Source organism: Halobacillus rhizosphaerae (assembly GCF_046719735.1).
In the GTDB taxonomy this organism is placed as follows: domain Bacteria; phylum Bacillota; class Bacilli; order Bacillales; family Halobacillaceae; genus Halobacillus_B; species Halobacillus_B rhizosphaerae.
In genome coordinates this window covers 147,851-164,966 of record NZ_JAUTWQ010000011.1, presented here as the reverse complement: position 1 = coordinate 164,966, position 17,116 = coordinate 147,851, and the positions used below count along the sequence as shown (strand labels likewise).

Below are 17,116 nucleotides of genomic sequence, written 5' to 3'. Positions count from 1 at the left end.
GTAGAATATAGAAGGTTCAGTCCAGGAGGATCAATCATGAATCACACACACACAAGAACGCAGAAAAAAGCGTTCTTCTATACAATAGCTTTAATAATTATGGGTACCAGCCTGTTTTTTCTTTCAACAAGGTCCATTAGCTCTGAAGATAACAAGGAACTGATCCCCACTCTGTTCATTCATGGATATAAAGGCGGACCGCGAACATTTGGTCCGATGATGGAACGGTTTGAAGATCGGGAAATTGGCCAGCAGCGTATGGTGGTAGTAGTTAGTTCACAGGGACGGGTGACGATCAAGGGTGGTATTCCCCATAAGATGAATCCATTTATTCAAGTCCTTTTCCAAGATGACCGCGCAAGCGTTGCCGACCAGACGTATTGGCTGAAAAAAGTACTTTATCAGCTGCATGAAAAAAGAGGGATAGATCAAGTGAATTTAGTGGCTCATTCTATGGGCGGTCTTGCCTCCACTAACTTCCTCCTGAATAACAGCGAAGGGAGTCATCACTACCCTAAGGTGAACAAATTGGCAGTCATTGCCACACCGTTTCGAGGGATACAGAAGGAAGATTACTTTAAACACAATTCGGGGGATGCCCTGCCTGATTTGAAACCAGATGCAGAAGTTTTAACGCAAATGAAACAGCAAAGAAAACAATTTGACCCTCATACTCAAGTTCTCGCCATTGCCGGTGTCATGAATGAAGATGAAAATCATGCGTACTCAGATGGTCTGGTGACCGTATCCAGTGCTCTTGGCATTCGAGATATTGTACCTAAAGAAAATTATAAAGAAGCCGTAATTTATGATGAATATGCGACTCACAGCGGTTTACATGAATCGAAAAAAGTAGATGCTCTGCTTGCGGAGTTTCTCTGGGACATCCAAAGCAATTAAATGTTCATGAAAAAAAGACAGATCCACCGAGGATCTGTCTTTTTTCTTGAATTTAACTGGCAGCTGTTGCGGATTTCTTAGCTTCATCATGTTTCCGTTCCGATTCTCCGACAACGACCGCACAGGCAGCATCTCCTGTAATGTTTACGGCGGTACGTGTCATATCAAGCAATCGGTCAATCCCAATAATTAGAGCAATCCCTTCGACAGGCAGTGCGACCTGGTTAAGTACCATAGCAAGCATAATCAATCCAACTCCAGGAACGCCAGCTGTCCCGATACTAGCAAGGACCGCGGTTAAGACGACCATAATAAGCTGGGTAAAAGATAAATCCGTGTTATACACTTGAGCGATAAAGATCGTCGCTACCCCTTGCATAATTGCCGTCCCATCCATATTAATCGTAGCCCCAAGCGGCTGTACAAAGCTGCTCACTGGTTTAGGCACCCCTAAGTTCTCCTGAGCAGTCTTCATGGAAATCGGCAATGTAGAACTACTGCTAGACGTACTAAAGGCAACGGTCATTGCCGGGAAAAATCCTTTAAAGAACTTTATCGGGCTCATCTTGCCTAAGAATTTCACTGCGGCTCCATAAGTAACGGCACCATGAAGGAGCAGTGTAACAATAACGATAAGCATGTAAGAAAACATTGCTTTGACACCCTCGAGTCCCATTTCTCCTACGGCTGAGGCTAATAAACCGAAAGCCCCGTATGGAGCAAAACGCATAATTAAGTTAACAAGAAACATCATAATATCGTTACCTTGCTCTATTACCTTTAAAACAGCTTCCGTCTTTTTCCCGAGCATCGCTAAAGCAAAGCCGATAAAGATAGAGAAAGCAATGATTTGCAGCATATTCCCTTCCGTCATCGCCTGAATCGGGTTCGTTGGAATGATGTTTGTAAAGGTTTCCACCACAGTTGGTGCTTCTTCACTTTCATAAGTGGCACCAGTTGGATCGATTCCCCCAGCGTCCCCCGGATGGAAAACATAAGCCATAGCTAAAGCAATCGAGATAGCTATTGTGGTAGTGGCAAGGAAAAACAGGATCGTTTTCCCGCCAATTCTGCCTAATTTTTTAGGATCTCCGAGAGAAGCAGTCCCTAATGTGATAGAGAAGAATACGATTGGTACAACAAGCATTTTAATTAAATTTAGAAAAATAGTGCCGAGTGGATCAAAGATATAACTGTTTAATACGTCGAATAAACTCGGTGCTGCTAAATTAAGAATCAGTCCGACCATCAAACCAAGAGTTAAACCAATAAATATTTTCGTTGTTAATTTCATGTAATGCCCTCCTTCTTCAATTTATAGAAAGCGCTTTCCTTACGTTGTGTTCTGTTTTTTTGCGATCATCGCAAGAGTTGGTTCCGATACTGCAAAAAAGGGTGGATATTGAAGCTGGGTTTTCTTAAAAGAAAGGTACTTACATAAGGGGCTGGTGGCATGCTTTGCGCAAGAAAGTATAAAACCGTGAAATCGCCCACGTTCCTATTTAAATATGAAAGTAGCAAGAAGTCAATAAGGCAAATGACTATTCTTTTTATTTGGAATAGTAGAACAAATGCTGACTCATTCTTTAGACCTAAGGTATGAAATCCAAACGCTCCGGTTATATATAATGTAATTTCTTATTTCATTACCCCTGTGCATGAGTTCAGATTTTTTATCTTCTTACTGTTGGTGAGGGTACCTAAGCAAATAACAAAAAAACACCTGTGCTTATCCTTGTCATAAGCACAGGTGGAGGCATTATTTATTTTATATTTTCAAACAAGAATACCCACATAAAGGTAAGCGACTGCAGAAGTTCATCAGGTAATCCCGTCCTATGCTGTTCTTTCACTTCTCTTTTATACACCCCGTGACCATCCTTCAGTTTCCATCCGTTTTCACTTGCTAACTCTTCCAGTTCCCACGGCATCATCGTATTGCATATGACTTCTTTTCCATACAGCCTTGGGTAACTATTTACTCTCGGTTTAGCAGTAGGTCCTAATACACCGATACATAGCTTACCTCCTGGTTTTAAAATCCGCTTCATTTCACTTAAACCCTCTGCCGGTACCTCTGTCCATTCCAAACAGTTAATCGCCATTACTCCGTCAAAGGTATCTTCCTTAAACGGAAGTCGAGTAATATCACCTTGGACATATTGAATATTTTCCTTTGTGTTACTCCCTTTCGCCCGCGCAATCATGTCCTGAGAAATGTCGACGCCTGTTACCTGGTAGCCTCTGTCATGCAGTTTTGCTGATCCATATCCATCTCCACAGCCAAGGTCTGCTACATGACTAGAAGTTGAAAGATAGTTTTGTAAAAAAGGTATAATGGTTTTTCTGCTTCCTTTTTCCCACATCTGCTGACTATTCTCATTCCAGTATTCCGCTCTGTCATTCCATTGTTTCTCTACTTCTTTATGCCAGTTATAGGGTTTATTCATTGCGCTTCCTCCCGTTGCCATTCAGCGATTGATTTGTGCTTTATTTTAAGAAAAATCCCTAATGAAAAGTTTCTTTCCCTTCTATTATTTCATAGAAATTATATAGATAGGTAAAGAATTATTTTAAGTAAATCTCACTATTTACAATCATGTAAATCCTGAAGCTGCATTGAAAAAACTTCCTTCATAATAAAATCCCCGGTACAAAAGAGTAATGGTTTCGTTACTGAAAGAGAAGTGAAAGGATTCCGGGAAACATCTCGCTTTCCGTGGGCGTACGGTGTGCCTTCTCAGCCTTTTAGGCTTTCGGGGTCACACACCCTGTACTCTCCTCCCACAGGAGTCTCGACGTTTCCCGGAATCCTTTATAAACATTTGAGGAATGAAACCTCTTCTATTCTTGAATTGAGATGACAGAGAACAAAAAGTTTCCAGTCTCTAATCAATACATCCACCGTTTAGGGTTTTGCTAAGAGACTGATCATGATGGTTCCATAAACTATCATGGTAAGGGGGAAGTTTATGAAATGATTTATTCAATTATAAGCTCGATTAATGGCAAAAAATCTGCATAACACTTTCCATTTTTACTAACACAAAAAGGTTTGAACCCGCACCAGAGAGAACTATCACTCCCCTTCACCCTCATTCTGAATAAATTAAATGTTGCGTAAGTCATCAAACTTCGATATGATTAAAACACAAGATAAGCTAAATTAAAATAAAAAACATACTACATATAGTGTTTACGAATAAAAGATGCCACAAGGCTTAATAGGGAATCCGGTAGAATCCGGAGCTGCCCCCGCAACTGTAACCGCTCGCGAAATGGATCATCCACTGTGCCCAGGCACGGGAAGGACCAAAGTAGAATCGAGCGTCAGCCAGGAGACCTGTCTTTGTACGTGAAAGTTTCAACTTCTTCGGGGATTGAGAAGATGAAGCGATGGAATAAAGGCAGGTTTCATTCTTCTGAAGCTTCTTTATTTCATGGTTTCATCCGCTCAATTTATATTTGAGCGGTTTTTTTATGTTTAATTATTCAGTGCTGACCGAAAAAAGGAAACTCTTCTTTTTTTCAGGGCAGCCGTGAAGGAGTGATTGGATGAGTATAACCACAAGCACTGTTTGGGAAGATTGGCTGCTTCAACAGCAAGAACATTTCCCGTCGCTTAGAATAAATCAATGGATCACTAAGCTCCATACGCTTGGACTTGAAAAGCTGGACAAGTCTGCACAAGCAAACACATTAATATTGGAATGCCTGGCAGAAATGGATGAAACAGAGCCTGATTGGACTTTCCTCGCCAGCCGGATTCATCTGAAAGAAATGTATGAGCAATCGGTTCATAACCGCGATGCAAACAAAGCATACCAGGGACTGCACTCCCTCATTCTATTATTAATAGAGGAAGGGATTTATTCTCCTGAAACGCTTAAGCATTATTGTAAAGAAGATATCGATAATCTCGAAGCGGCAATCGTTCCAGAACGAGATAACTTATTTACTTATATAGGATTAAAAACTCTGGATGACCGTTATTTAGCACGTTCTAAAGACGGAAGAATCTTGGAACTTCCTCAGGAAAGATTTATGATCATCGCAATGACCTTGATGGCCCATGAGCCAAAGAACAAAAGAATCGATTTGGTTAAAGAGAGCTACTGGGCTCTCAGTCATTTATACATGACCGCAGCTACTCCGACTCTGGCTAATGCAGGCAAACAATACGGACAATTAAGTTCCTGTTTCATTGATACCGTCGACGACAGTTTACAATCCATTTACGACAGCAACACTGATATCGCTAACTTAAGTAAAAATGGCGGCGGCATTGGTGTTTACTTAGGGAAAATTCGCAGCCGCGGCAGCGATATCCAAGGATTTAAAGGAGTGTCGTCGGGGGTTTTACCTTGGATGAAGCAGTTGAATAATACGGCTGTCAGCGTTGATCAGCTTGGACAACGGCAAGGGGCTGTTGCCGTTTATTTAGATGTTTGGCATAAGGATATCTTCCCTTTTCTGGACAGCCGGCTGAATAACGGAGATGAAAGGCAGCGCACTCACGATTTGTTTACAGGTGTGTCCATACCAGATGTATTTATGGAAGCTGTCGAAAATCGCGACGAGTGGTACTTATTCGACCCACACGAAGTGAGAGAAATTATGGGCTTTTCATTAGAGGATTATTATGACGAGACACGTGGCAAAGGATCATTCCGAAACAAATATCAAGCTTGTGTCGATAACCCCCGTCTATCCAGAATCAGCGTCCAAGCCATCGAAATCATGAAGCGAATCATGATTGGACAGCTGGAAACAGGCACTCCGTACATTTTTTATCGTGACGAGGTAAATCGAATGAACCCTAACAGCCATAAAGGCATGATTTATTGCAGTAATTTGTGCACAGAAATCGCACAAAACCAAAGCCCTACCACCCAAACTGAGAAATTGGTGCAGGACGGGAAGATCATCACTGTGCACCAGCCTGGGGATTTTGTGGTCTGTAATCTATCTAGCATCAATCTTGGCCGGGCCGTACCCGCAGGAGTCTTATCTCGGCTCATTCCTATTCAAGTACGAATGCTCGATAATGTAATTGACCAGAATGAAATTCCAGTAATGCAAGCGCAGCTGACCAATCGGGCTTACCGGGGAATTGGTCTTGGGACATTCGGTTGGGCTCATCTCCTCGCCCAGCAAAAGATCGCCTGGGAATCCGAAGAGGCCCTCACCTATACGAATGAGGTTTATGAAGCCATTGCTTATTACACCATCGAAGCGAGCAGCAAGTTAGCTGAAGAGAAAGAAAGCTATCCCCTATTTGAAGGATCCGATTGGGAAACGGGAGACTTTTTCACTAAAAGGGACCTTGAAGAAGATGGGTCGTGGAACTGGAAGAAGTTGAAAATCCAAGTGAAAAACCACGGATTGCGAAATGGATATTTACTAGCGGTGGCTCCTAACTCAAGCACTTCTCTAATTGCCGGAAGTACAGCCAGCATTGACCCTATATTTAAGAAATTTTATTCAGAGGAAAAGAAGGATTATAAAATCCCTGTCACCGCCCCTGATTTAAATCCTGAGACGTACTGGTATTATAAGTCTGCCTATGACATTAACCAGCAGGCGAGCATTCAGCAAAATGCGATTAGACAAAGGTTTATCGATCAGTCGATATCCTTTAACCTCTATGTGAAAAATTCTATACAAGCAAAAGAACTCCTTGACCTTCACCTAACCGCATGGAAGCTTGGGCTCAAGACGACTTACTATACCCGTTCAACCTCTAGTCAAGGAGAGTACGATGATTGTGAAAGCTGTTCATCTTAAGGAGGGAATCGAATGACAAACTCTATCAATAAAAGAAAACTCGTGGACGAAACGGCACCTAATGCTTCCACAGGAGTCATAAACGGTAAGTCCTCCAATGTCCTAAATTGGGACGACACCCGTTATCCATGGGCCTACCCGATGTACAAAAATATGCTCGCTAACTTTTGGATTCCAAATGAAATCAATATGAGCAATGACTTAAAGCAATGGCCGCACTTAACGGAAGACGAACAAACTTCCTTCAAAAAGATTATCGGGCTGCTTGCTTTTCTAGACTCGGTTCAAACAGATTATTCTGGAAAAATAGCCGATTATTTAACCGACTCCAGTTTATCCGCTTTAATGCAAGTACTTGCTTTTCAAGAGGTCGTTCACAACCAATCTTATTCCTATGTCCTGTCTACGTTAGTCGACCAACAGGAACAAGAGAGTATTTTCGAGTATTGGAAAAACGATGCTATATTAATGGAAAGAAACCAATTTATCACCAGGGGATACCAAGAGTTCGCCGACTCCCCTTCGATTGAAAGCTTTCTAAAATCAATCGTCTATGATGTCGTACTCGAAGGGTTATTCTTCTATGCAGGCTTTGCCTTCTTTTATAATTTAGCTCGCAATCAGAAAATGGTTTCCACCAGCACCATGATTAATTATATTAATCGTGATGAACAGCTTCATGTCACCTTATTTACTAGGATTTTCAAAGAAACCTTGAATGAAAATCCCCAGATAGATCGCTCTGCAATTATAAATTTTGTCGAACAAACGTTTAAAGAAGCGGTTCAACTTGAGATCAAATGGGCCCACCACATTATCGGCAAACAATTCCCCGGAATTCCGATCGGTGACCTTGAAGATTATATTAAGTTCATGGCAAATAAGCGCTGCAAGCAATTAGGAGCAGAAAAACCTTTCCCAGAATACAAAACGAATCCACTTAAATGGATTCGCGCTTACCAGGAAGTAGATGAAGGAAAATCTGACTTCTTTGAACAGAAATCCAGGCAATACACAAAAGTTTCAGAGCATAACGGATTTAACGAACTCTAATTAAAACTGGATAAAGCATAACACCGCCAAAAAAAGTTACCCAAACCCTATCATAGTTAAAAATTCTAAAACAATGAGTAAGCCGCCTGATATCAATCAGGCGGCTTTATTCATGTCAACTTTCCTAACATGAATGCAAATTAGTTATTGATTTTTCAGAAAACTTGCTTTATAGTTAGATTTAGACATTACTTAATGTGTTAGAAAACCTAACATAATAGTTAAAGGGGAGCTGTATGATGAAAAAATTGGAGGCTATTATTCGTCCGGAAGCTTTTCAAACCTTAAGACAGAACCTGGATGAATCAGGTGTCAAAGGTCTGACAGTGTCTGAAGTTGCTGGCTGCGGTCAGCAAAAAGGACAGGAAGGGATCTTTCGAGGCAGTCGATTCGAAATTAAGCTTTACCCAAAAGTAAAAGTAGAAATGGTTGTTGAGGATCACGAACTAACTTCTATTATCGATGTCATCACCGATACATGCGCTACTAATGAAGTTGGAGATGGAAAAATATTCGTTTACACCATAGATGAAGTCTTTCGAATTCGCACAGGTGAAACCGGCAAGTCTGCACTTATATAAATCAATTAGGAAGGATGTTTCATAACTATGAAGAAAGTATTGCCGCTCGTCTTATTAGCTATTTTAGGATTTCCAGCTGCCGCAAGCGCCCAAGCCGCTGTAACACCCGAAACGGTCATGCAATCTGTGGATATGGTCTGGGTTATGATCGCCGCCTTTCTAGTATTCTTTATGCATGCAGGGTTTGCAATGGTCGAAACAGGATTTACCCGTTCAAAGAACGCCCTTAATATTTTAATGAAGAATTTCATGACGCTATCGATCGCTTCCGTTCTTTATTTCATGGTTGGCTATGGTTTCATGTTTGGCACTTCCGGCGGTGGGATCATTGGTATAGATGGATTTTTCTTAAGCGGACAGGAAGACCAGATTGGTTTCTTCGTCTTCCAGGCCGTCTTTGCCGCCACATGTGCTACCATTATTTCCGGTGCTGTCGCAGAACGTATGAAACTTTCCTCTTATTTGTTATTAACGGTAGTAATGACAGGTCTCATCTATCCTGTAGTCGGTCACTGGGTCTGGGGAGGCGGCTGGTTATCTGAACTAGGGTTTGTTGACTTTGCAGGCTCAACCGTCGTTCACCTGACTGGTGCCCTTGGTGCTGTTGTCACCGTTATGCTGCTCGGACCGCGTATAGGAAAATACTCAGGTAAAACAGTGAATGTTATTCAAGGTCACAACATCCCGATGGGGGCATTAGGAGTCTTCATCCTTTGGTTTGGCTGGTTTGGGTTTAATGGCGGCAGCACGCTGGCTGCAGATCCATCCCTAGTTCCAAAGGTTATCGCCACCACGCTGTTGTCTGCTTCCACGGCCGTCATTGGTTCAGCGTTGTACTCTTACTTTAAATACAATCGCATTGATGCTTCCCTAACGCTTAACGGCGCCCTTGCCGGTCTTGTTGGAATTACTGCCGGGACCGCCAATGTCTCTCTCATTGGTGCGATTTTTATCGGGCTGATTGCTGGAGTGATATTAGTAGAAGCTGTTCAATTCTTCGACCGTATCGTTCGTATTGATGACCCCGTCGGCGCTATCGCCGTTCACGGAATCTGTGGAATATGGGGAACGCTCGCTGTTGGATTATTCTCTGTAGATGGCGGACTATTCTATGGCGGAGGAGTAAAACTCCTATCCATACAAGCCCTCGGGGTCCTAGCCGTTATTGCCTGGACAATGGCATCATCAGCCGCTGTTGTCTTTACCCTTAAGAAAACCATCGGAATTCGTGTATCCCGCCAGGAGGAAATATCCGGGCTGGACTTCGCCGAACACGGTTCTACCGCTTACGAATCGACGAAGAGTATCTTTAATGAAAACTACGACCCTTCAAGCCGAGACTTCGGAGTCGGATTACTCCACCGTCTCGATAGTCTGGACAGCACGACCGAAACGAACACAAAAGATCATAAAACCGCTCAATAGTTAACATAGCAGTCTACCCCCACTGCAGCTCCCATTTCCAAGGAGTCCTGCAGGGGGTTTTTTGTGTAAAATGGTCCAAAGTAGCTATTTTTGAATTTAATACGAACGTTTGTTCTTGTTTTGGGGAAAAATATGGTATCCTAGTAGATAGATACCGTTCGATAGGATTAGGTTGTGGTGCAGATAGAAAGGGAGTGATCTCGCACATGAGTACCTATCAAGCCTTAATGATCATGTTAGCGTTTGGAACGTTTACTCTTACACTCCTAGCGCTCATCATAAAAATGAACAATAAAAAATAGACCCGCTTCCTTATTAAGGAAGTGGGTCAAACATTCAATAAAGCACGAACGGTATCGATGTCCAGGTGCAGCTGCCACTGCATCTGGACGATTTATTTTCATTATAGCATAGTACCTGGAATTTTTAATTTATTTTCCTATATGTTCGCTCTATTCTTTCATTCAGTTCTTCTCCGTCTTTTTCGTCAAAATATAAGTGATTTCCAGGAAAGGAACCGGACCAAGAGACATTTGGTGTGTCGCCTTAAGTTCCCCGCCATTTCCCGGCTCCACGTGAAAAACCTCTTGAAGAGGCGTACGGAACGTCCAGTCTCCGAGAGTGAAATAGACACCTTCATCTCCCGCCGCATTATCGCGAAGCACACTCGTTAGAATGAATCCATTACCATCGTCATTTAACGGTCTCAGTACCCCCGTCATCACTCCTCTTGGAAAAGGAAGTCCGATGTTCATATATCCTTCATCCTTATTTCTATGAGAGGAATATAGCGCCGTGAAAATTGGTGCTTCTGTTTGCTTGTTTCTTCTCACCCAGGCTCTTACCTGGTTTCTGCCATCCTTATCATCTGCGATGGATACGATTTCTCCATCCATTTCCACCTCTCCAGACAAGGGAATGTTGATCTGCCCCATTCTGCTAGTCATTCGATGACTCCAAACGGAAAACCTTTTAAACCCCTTCTTCCATTGAACATGAGCTTTCATATCAAACCCTTCAGTAGCTGTATAAAATTGCCTCACAGTTCGATCCAGCCGTCCAGGTTTAAAGTCTGCACTTCGAAGCTTCTCCCATTCAGACACAAGACCAACAGCCTGAGTGTGCACTTCTGTCCATCCCTGGTCATAAATAATGTCATTACCTACGTAACCATTTCCTCTTAACCGGCTGACAGGAAAATTTGTGAATTCAAAGCGTTTAGAGGGATGGACCCCTCTCCAGGCCATTGCCGCGAACAAGGAAAAACCAAACGCATTATAAGCCCCATGCCATTTAAGCATGCCATCAATACCCAGCCAGTAGGTTTCTTTCATTAATCCCAGACTATAGGTAAAAGAGAAAACCATCGTCATTAACAAGAGTAAGGAAGCTGCCCTAAAACCGATTTTAACCCACCCTTTAAAGTCCACAGATATCCATAGCCACCAAATACAAAGCCAGGCAAGGATCAGCACATACAGCCCTACTGTAAAGACTTCAGTTGGTGGCCCCTGGTCCAGACCAAGAGCAACAAGAAATGGACCAGCCATCACACCAACTGTAAGAATCAGATAGGGTTTCCCTACCCGCTGTTTCTTTTCAGCAGCTAAATACCGACCAAAAAAACCTGTTACCAGTGGCAAAACAAAAGCAGCATAATGAAAATGGATCGCCGTCAGCTGCACAATCGTTCCACTATAAGGAAGAAACGGAGCAAAGCCACCGCTTGCCAAGACAAGCCAAACCCCACCAACTGAAATATATATCAGCCCTGCATCGATCACAGTTTCTTCCCGCGGGCGGATTCCTCTGCCAAGAAGCCGCATCAATCCCCCGAAAGCGATCAGCAAAGTGTAAAAAAGCCACACACCTGCCCACCATCCAGCATCTCTTCCCGGCGGCAGAGTGACGGCGATCACTCCAGCACCGGCGAATGGGAGTGAACATAGCATCACTTGGTACAGCCACTTCTCCGCCCGGTTCCTCTCCCCTTCTTGAATCACTTCTTCTAATAGCAGCGGTACAAGGACTAAAAAAGAGAATCCAAGCGCCGTATCAATGATAGTCAGGTAAAAAATCATCTTCCATAAAACTAATATGACAAAACCCGCCATAGCTATCCATCTGCCAGCAAATTTCATAAGGCCATTCTCCTATCTATGTATATTTGACCAGGATTTTTGATGTGAAAAGTCGAAATTATATATACGCCCCTATTTTTTCAGTTTATCAGAAACCTAAAAGGAAGGAGTGTCGTCTATAACTATGAGGTGGGACAAATTGATACATAAACAGCGATTACAGACGTACAATCAACCGGCCAGCCAGGAATCAACCGCGCAGCCTAATATGGATAAACTAATAGAACAATGGATCCGCAATTATGGTCATGATTTAAAATGGCTTGCTTACTCATATGTTAAAGACCATTCCATTGCCGAAGATATTACTCAGGAAGTTTTCATAAAAGCCTACCAGAAATATTCATCTTTCAAAGAGAATTCCAGTGAAAAAACCTGGCTTTTTAAAATAACCATTAATTTATGTAAAGATCATCTGAAAAGCTCTTATTTTCGCAGAGTTGTAAGAAAAGGAGCAGATATATTCAAAAATATTCCTTCTGATTATTCTTCCCCTGAAGAATATGCAATAGACAAGAGCGACGATGAAGAGCTCCTTAATCATGTGCTTCAGCTGGAGAAAAAATACCGTGAAATCATTATCCTATACTATTTTGAAGAGTTTCAAATTAAAGAACTCGCTCCAATGCTTGCTATCAGTGAAAACACTGTGAAGACCAGGCTGAGAAGAGGACGGCAGCTCTTACAAGACCGGATCACTTCAGAAGGGAGGTCACAACATGAATGATTTATTAGATCGACGTCTCAAGAAAATGAACCACAACGTAAAATATAAGCAAGTTTCTTTCGAGGAAAAAGATATTCAAAGGATGGTTCGCCGCACAAAGCAAAAGTCGGCAAGGTCAAGTAAATCATGGATGAAACTGGCCCTGCCTATCCCTATTGTAACTCTATTAGCGGCGATGGTTCTGCTCTATTTTAATACCCCTTCCCGCACACCTATGTATACGGCGGCTACACTTGAAGACAAGCAAGTGACTACCAGTCTTAAATCTGTCCCGATTTTTGACAAGAGCGATATCAATCAAACAAAGGCCTTCGATCGGGGAGCTAGTACTGAGGCAGAAACATCAACCATTATACAGGAAACCTACGTCATTCATAACGGGGAACGCTATGTTCAGACTGGCCAAGTCGTCAAGGCATCCCAACTAGACCAAGTGATAGGAACAGTGACTGAGAACCAGCCTAAGATTCAGAAGCCTGCTAATACGCCGCCGAACCTGTTTCCAAAAGCAAAAATCTATAGTATTGAAGGAAAAGAAGTTTCTAAATATATTGCGATTCAAAGCCGGCGTAACATCGGGATCGGAACCAGTTCCGTAAGCAAACAAGGAATCTTTATTTTTGAAAAACAAAAACAGCTGGCTAAAAGCCAATGAACTTTCTTTAATCATGTCAAATCAGAAAAAACCGCCCGTTCACTACGACGAGCGGTTTTCTGTTTCCTTGTTCAGGTAAGTTTTCACTTTATCCAGTGAAGCATAAATATCTTCTTTGATTTTAGGATTATAAAATACAGCTGCCGGATGATAAAGCGGGATAAGAGTATACGTTTTCTCGGTTGGAATATATTCGTCCCCCTCTTCATTTAACTGCTGGATAGGTGTTTCGATCCGTTCTCCTAATACGTCTGTCATTTTGTCTTTCCTGCCGGTTAAACGCAAGTATGCAACACTGCCTAAAGCAATGATGACCTTTGGATCCATCTCTTTTATTTGGTAATCGAGCAGGGGTGCATGGGCAAGTACTTCCTTATTGTTAGGTTTACGGTTAGCCTTGCGCATCCCCCCCGAACCCTTCTTATTGGTTTTTACCCATTTATAAGGACGGCTTCTGGCCACACTTGTAATATAAACGTCCTCTCTATTTATCCCTAAATACTGCAGCTGCTTATCAAGTTCGTCTCCAGCTCTTCCTATAAACGGTATCCCTTTGACAGCTTCATTTTCGCCTGGTGCTTCCCCGACGATCATAATCTCCGACTCAGGATCGCCATTTCCCAGCACAAATCCTTCTGTGTCATAGGGTTCCATTCTGCGTTTGGCTGATTGAATTAAATCCTCTGGCCACTCCATGTTCTCACCCTTTATTTCTTGTTGTTTGCTACCATACCACTTTAGTAAGCAGGTAAAACAACCGGGAGGCTGCCTTAATCTCCGGAAGTTATTCATGATCACAAACCTTAAATCTCAGACAAAGGAGAAGAGCCATATAACAACTCTTCTCCTTCTACTCTTCTATATATTGCGCACCTTTGTGAGAAAGGAAGGCTACAAGTGCTTTATTCATTGCAGACCAATAACCTGAAGAATCATCTTGAAACATCTTGGGGTTCCGTTACTATGAAGAGAGAGTTTGAAGGGCCGTGAAATCACTCGCTTTCCGTGGGCATGTGGTGAGCTTCCTCAGGCTTTTGCCTTCCGGGATCTCACCTATCATGTACATCCCACAGGAGTCTCGCAATTTCCCGGCCCTTCTACCGTTAATTACGTATAACGGAACATGTGTATGTCGTCTTTCAATGGTTTAAGGATGACTAAAAAAATAGGTAATTGGCAGAAACTCAGCAGGTCCCCCCCTATGGTAAGGTTCGTTCGCGCAATTACAGCAGGGTGGCGGAGAAACGGTGAGACTCCCGTGGGAGAAGGTGCTAGGCGAGACCCCACAGTGAGTGAAACGAGCGAGGAGGCTCGCCAGTTCCCCCCACAGGAAAGCGAATCGTTTCCCCGCCACCCTTATCCTGTTATGGCAACGGACCTTTGTAACAATATAGTGCCACATTGCCACATGGAGTTTTAAACAGTGCTCTCAATTAAGATAACTCACTTACTTTGTCACTGCCGCTTCATTTTCCTTTATTAAATCGGCTGTTAACTGGCCGGATAAGGTGACCATAGGTACGCCTCCCCCTGGATGAGTGGAACCGCCAACAAAGTAAAGATTTTCAAACACTTGGCTCTTCGACGGGATTTTGAATCCCCCATTGGATTTACGGTCTGCCGCAATTCCATAAATTGAACCGCCATTAGGGCCATATAAACGCTCCAAATCCTCTGGAGTAAAGCGGTATTCAAACTCAATAGAGTCCCTAAGACCTTCCAGACCCATTCTCTCTAATTTATTCAGCACTCTTTCCCGGTAATTATCCCAGTCTACTGGTTTTCGTTTCCCTTTATCCATAGGAGGGACGTGGGTCAACACAAATAAATTATCTTTTCCTTCAGGAGCCTGAGTTTCATCAGACCTTGAGGAAATGCCTATATAAATGGTAGGATCATCCGCAGGTTTTCCTTGATCAAAAATTTCCTTGAACTCTTTCTCCGGATCTTCAGAGAAAAAGAAATTATGGTGCTTCATATTTTCAAACTTCTTATTTGTACCGAGAAGAAGGACGAGCCCTGACACGGTAGGCTCAAATTTCTTTTCAAGAGACTTCGTTTCTTTTTTCACTTTTGAAGTCTGCGGGGCAAGCCTGCGGTAAGCAGGGATTGCTTCCAAATTGGATACGACCACATCCGCGTTATGCACTTCACCTTCTTCGGTTTCTACACCGATGATCTTCTCCCCTTCGACGATGAACTGTTTGACTGGCGAGTTAAACTGCACATCCACACGCAATTCTTCCATAAGTTTTCCCATCGCCTCGGCGATTTTGTACATACCGCCTTTAACATAATGAATGCCAAGACCGAGTTGGACATAAACCAGCTGATTTAGAATCGCGGGAGATGAGTAAGGATTTGAGCCTACATACATCACAAAGAAATTGAATAGCTGCTCCAAATATTTGTTGTCGAAATGTTTATGAGTGGATTTAGCCACTGTTTTCATGGGGTCCATTTGAAGTAATTCACTCAGTTTATGATGGCTTTTTAAGTCTTTTAAATCTTGGATGCTATATTTGTAAAAGCTCTTCATACATAATTCATACATCTCCTGGCTGTAAGATAGAAAATCAGTCAGCTTACGGTTAGGACGATCTGTAACTTTCGCCATTTCTTCAAGCATGGTAGGAAGGTCACTCGTCACATCCAGTTGAGTTCCATCTTCAAAGAAAGTTCGCCATTGCGGCTCTACCCGCTCCACAGTTATGTAATCTTCTAATCGGCGGTGAACACTCGCGAATAATTGCTCTAATACCCATGGCATCGTTAAAATAGATGGACCGGTGTCGAAAGTGAAGCCTTTGCCTTCCCGCTGATTCAATTTTCCGCCGAGATTGCTGTTTTTCTCAATAACCTTTACGTCAAATCCATCTGCTTTAAGCCTAATTGCTGCTGACATCCCGCCAAGCCCTGCTCCAACTACTATTGCCTTTTTACTCAAATGTTCCACCTCCAAGATTAATAAAAAAAATGGGAGGAAAACTCAATAGCTGAGCCCAGCCTCCTGCAAATAAATACTAGTCATTCCATCATAATCTTTTTCATAGGAAAATCATAATTTTAATAAGCATTAAAAAATCTGCATGATACGCCTCAATGAATCACCCAAATAGATTTTTCTTCCTATCGTTTCTTCATAGCTGCTACTCAAATCCAATTCCCCTAAGCAAATAAGGGTAAACAACTCAATCGGCTGAAAAGTTGAAAGTATAAACAAGGCAACGTATGCTATTGCATAAGGATGGAAAGTTCCGATTTAATTTTATACTAGTTTTTTAATGCTCAATAGAAAGAGAGTTTATTCTTATGGTCACGATCTGCTGGATCTTTATTCTTACTATGGTTTGCGCAACCTTTTACGTTGTTTTTCGAAAATTATCTAAACGTAGTTATGTAATTATCCTTATCATTGGTGTTCTCTATGTTATCCTGCTTCTCTCCCTATGGTTAAGTTAACCCGGGGAAGCAGGATAACAAGGAACTTATTTCATTCGTTCTCGCCGCTCACGATTGATAGCTTCTCGAATATGGTAAAGCTCCGCATACATAGCCGTCGCATACACGCAAAGGATGCTTAAAAACATCGACAACACAAACACTGAACCAGACAAGTCAAAGCCCAACACAGCTGTGAAGCCTACAATCGCCCCGACCACGATACCGATTCCTGTAAATAGAATAATCTTCTGCAGAGTTACTGAATAGAACAAAATATATCACCTCATCTACTTAATCTATTAATAGTTATACCCTTCCCACTGTGAATGCACACATGAGAATCTTCGCATTCAACACTGACCACGTGTAATACGGCCTGTTCAATGCTGGACCACTCCTTAAT

Annotated in this window: 14 protein-coding genes and 1 riboswitch; of the genes, 8 read left to right on the top strand and 6 right to left on the bottom strand. The window is 42.4% G+C overall.

Going from position 1 to position 17,116, the window contains the following annotated elements; translation table 11 throughout:
* Positions 1 to 36 precede the first annotated feature (36 nt).
* On the top strand, positions 37 to 900 hold the full coding sequence (locus Q7A53_RS13550; protein ID WP_411789702.1) for an alpha/beta hydrolase: 864 nt from the start codon (positions 37 to 39) through the stop codon (positions 898 to 900).
* A 52-nt stretch (positions 901 to 952) separates the two neighbouring features.
* Here the strand turns inward: Q7A53_RS13550 and Q7A53_RS13545 are convergent, their stop codons facing one another.
* Entirely contained in the window at positions 953 to 2,194 is a 1,242-nt protein-coding gene (locus tag Q7A53_RS13545; protein ID WP_411789701.1) for a dicarboxylate/amino acid:cation symporter, read from the bottom strand.
* Between the two features lie 469 nt (positions 2,195 to 2,663).
* The gene (locus Q7A53_RS13540; RefSeq protein ID WP_411789700.1) at positions 2,664 to 3,350 is read right to left on the bottom strand and encodes a class I SAM-dependent methyltransferase; all 687 of its coding nucleotides are present in this window, start codon (positions 3,348 to 3,350) and stop codon (positions 2,664 to 2,666) included.
* A gap of 739 nt (positions 3,351 to 4,089) precedes the next feature.
* Positions 4,090 to 4,265, top strand: a riboswitch (cobalamin riboswitch).
* Between the two features lie 190 nt (positions 4,266 to 4,455).
* Between Q7A53_RS13540 and Q7A53_RS13535 the strand changes: the two genes are divergently transcribed.
* From Q7A53_RS13535 to Q7A53_RS13515, 5 genes are all read left to right on the top strand, one after another.
* Complete coding sequence (locus Q7A53_RS13535) at positions 4,456 to 6,687, top strand: ribonucleoside-diphosphate reductase subunit alpha (protein ID WP_411789699.1); 2,232 nt, start codon at positions 4,456 to 4,458, stop codon at positions 6,685 to 6,687.
* A 12-nt stretch (positions 6,688 to 6,699) separates the two neighbouring features.
* Positions 6,700 to 7,740, top strand: coding sequence for a ribonucleotide-diphosphate reductase subunit beta (locus Q7A53_RS13530; protein WP_411789698.1), 1,041 nt, complete (start codon positions 6,700 to 6,702; stop codon positions 7,738 to 7,740).
* Positions 7,741 to 7,979: 239 nt separating this feature from the next.
* Entirely contained in the window at positions 7,980 to 8,321 is a 342-nt protein-coding gene (locus tag Q7A53_RS13525) for a P-II family nitrogen regulator (protein ID WP_411789697.1), read from the top strand.
* 27 nt (positions 8,322 to 8,348) lie between these two features.
* Positions 8,349 to 9,746, top strand: a complete 1,398-nt coding sequence (locus Q7A53_RS13520; protein WP_411789696.1) for an ammonium transporter — start codon at positions 8,349 to 8,351, stop codon at positions 9,744 to 9,746.
* 206 nt (positions 9,747 to 9,952) lie between these two features.
* On the top strand, positions 9,953 to 10,048 hold the full coding sequence (locus tag Q7A53_RS13515; RefSeq protein WP_411789695.1) for a putative holin-like toxin: 96 nt from the start codon (positions 9,953 to 9,955) through the stop codon (positions 10,046 to 10,048).
* A 162-nt stretch (positions 10,049 to 10,210) separates the two neighbouring features.
* Here the strand turns inward: Q7A53_RS13515 and Q7A53_RS13510 are convergent, their stop codons facing one another.
* Positions 10,211 to 11,887, bottom strand: coding sequence for a YndJ family protein (locus Q7A53_RS13510; RefSeq protein WP_411789694.1), 1,677 nt, complete (start codon positions 11,885 to 11,887; stop codon positions 10,211 to 10,213).
* A 139-nt stretch (positions 11,888 to 12,026) separates the two neighbouring features.
* Here Q7A53_RS13510 and Q7A53_RS13505 point away from each other — a divergent pair, with 139 nt between their 5' ends.
* Together Q7A53_RS13505 and Q7A53_RS13500 are read left to right on the top strand one after the other, a co-directional pair.
* Positions 12,027 to 12,614, top strand: a complete 588-nt coding sequence (locus Q7A53_RS13505; RefSeq protein WP_411789693.1) for a sigma-70 family RNA polymerase sigma factor — start codon at positions 12,027 to 12,029, stop codon at positions 12,612 to 12,614.
* The gene (locus tag Q7A53_RS13500) at positions 12,607 to 13,269 is read left to right on the top strand and encodes a hypothetical protein (RefSeq protein ID WP_411789692.1); all 663 of its coding nucleotides are present in this window, start codon (positions 12,607 to 12,609) and stop codon (positions 13,267 to 13,269) included. Before Q7A53_RS13505 ends, Q7A53_RS13500 begins: the two co-directional genes overlap by 8 nt.
* A gap of 42 nt (positions 13,270 to 13,311) precedes the next feature.
* On the opposite strand, the gene Q7A53_RS13495 is transcribed toward Q7A53_RS13500, so the two are convergent.
* The 3 genes from Q7A53_RS13495 to Q7A53_RS13485 all read right to left on the bottom strand — a co-directional run bounded on the left by Q7A53_RS13495 (position 13,312) and on the right by Q7A53_RS13485 (position 16,985).
* Positions 13,312 to 13,965 (bottom strand): uracil-DNA glycosylase, encoded by a 654-nt coding sequence (locus tag Q7A53_RS13495; RefSeq protein WP_411789691.1) that lies wholly within the window; start codon positions 13,963 to 13,965, stop codon positions 13,312 to 13,314.
* Positions 13,966 to 14,716: 751 nt separating this feature from the next.
* A complete protein-coding gene (locus Q7A53_RS13490) occupies positions 14,717 to 16,216 on the bottom strand; it encodes a phytoene desaturase family protein (RefSeq protein ID WP_411789690.1) in 1,500 nt (499 codons plus the stop codon).
* A 541-nt stretch (positions 16,217 to 16,757) separates the two neighbouring features.
* A complete protein-coding gene (locus Q7A53_RS13485) occupies positions 16,758 to 16,985 on the bottom strand; it encodes a hypothetical protein (RefSeq protein WP_411789689.1) in 228 nt (75 codons plus the stop codon).
* Positions 16,986 to 17,116 lie beyond the last annotated feature (131 nt).

Bases quoted from the DNA above. Each gene is read 5' to 3' on its own strand.
- Q7A53_RS13500 (WP_411789692.1), top strand. From the start codon at position 12,607: ATGAATGATTTATTAGATCGACGTCTCAAGAAAATGAACCACAACGTA.
- Q7A53_RS13550 (WP_411789702.1), top strand. From the start codon at position 37: ATGAATCACACACACACAAGAACGCAGAAAAAAGCGTTCTTCTATACA.
- Q7A53_RS13525 (WP_411789697.1), top strand. From the start codon at position 7,980: ATGAAAAAATTGGAGGCTATTATTCGTCCGGAAGCTTTTCAAACCTTA.
- Q7A53_RS13535 (WP_411789699.1), top strand. From the start codon at position 4,456: ATGAGTATAACCACAAGCACTGTTTGGGAAGATTGGCTGCTTCAACAG.
- Q7A53_RS13510 (WP_411789694.1), bottom strand. From the start codon at position 11,887: ATGAAATTTGCTGGCAGATGGATAGCTATGGCGGGTTTTGTCATATTA.
- Q7A53_RS13515 (WP_411789695.1), top strand. From the start codon at position 9,953: ATGAGTACCTATCAAGCCTTAATGATCATGTTAGCGTTTGGAACGTTT.
- Q7A53_RS13520 (WP_411789696.1), top strand. From the start codon at position 8,349: ATGAAGAAAGTATTGCCGCTCGTCTTATTAGCTATTTTAGGATTTCCA.
- Q7A53_RS13530 (WP_411789698.1), top strand. From the start codon at position 6,700: ATGACAAACTCTATCAATAAAAGAAAACTCGTGGACGAAACGGCACCT.
- Q7A53_RS13495 (WP_411789691.1), bottom strand. From the start codon at position 13,965: ATGGAGTGGCCAGAGGATTTAATTCAATCAGCCAAACGCAGAATGGAA.
- Q7A53_RS13545 (WP_411789701.1), bottom strand. From the start codon at position 2,194: ATGAAATTAACAACGAAAATATTTATTGGTTTAACTCTTGGTTTGATG.
- Q7A53_RS13540 (WP_411789700.1), bottom strand. From the start codon at position 3,350: ATGAATAAACCCTATAACTGGCATAAAGAAGTAGAGAAACAATGGAAT.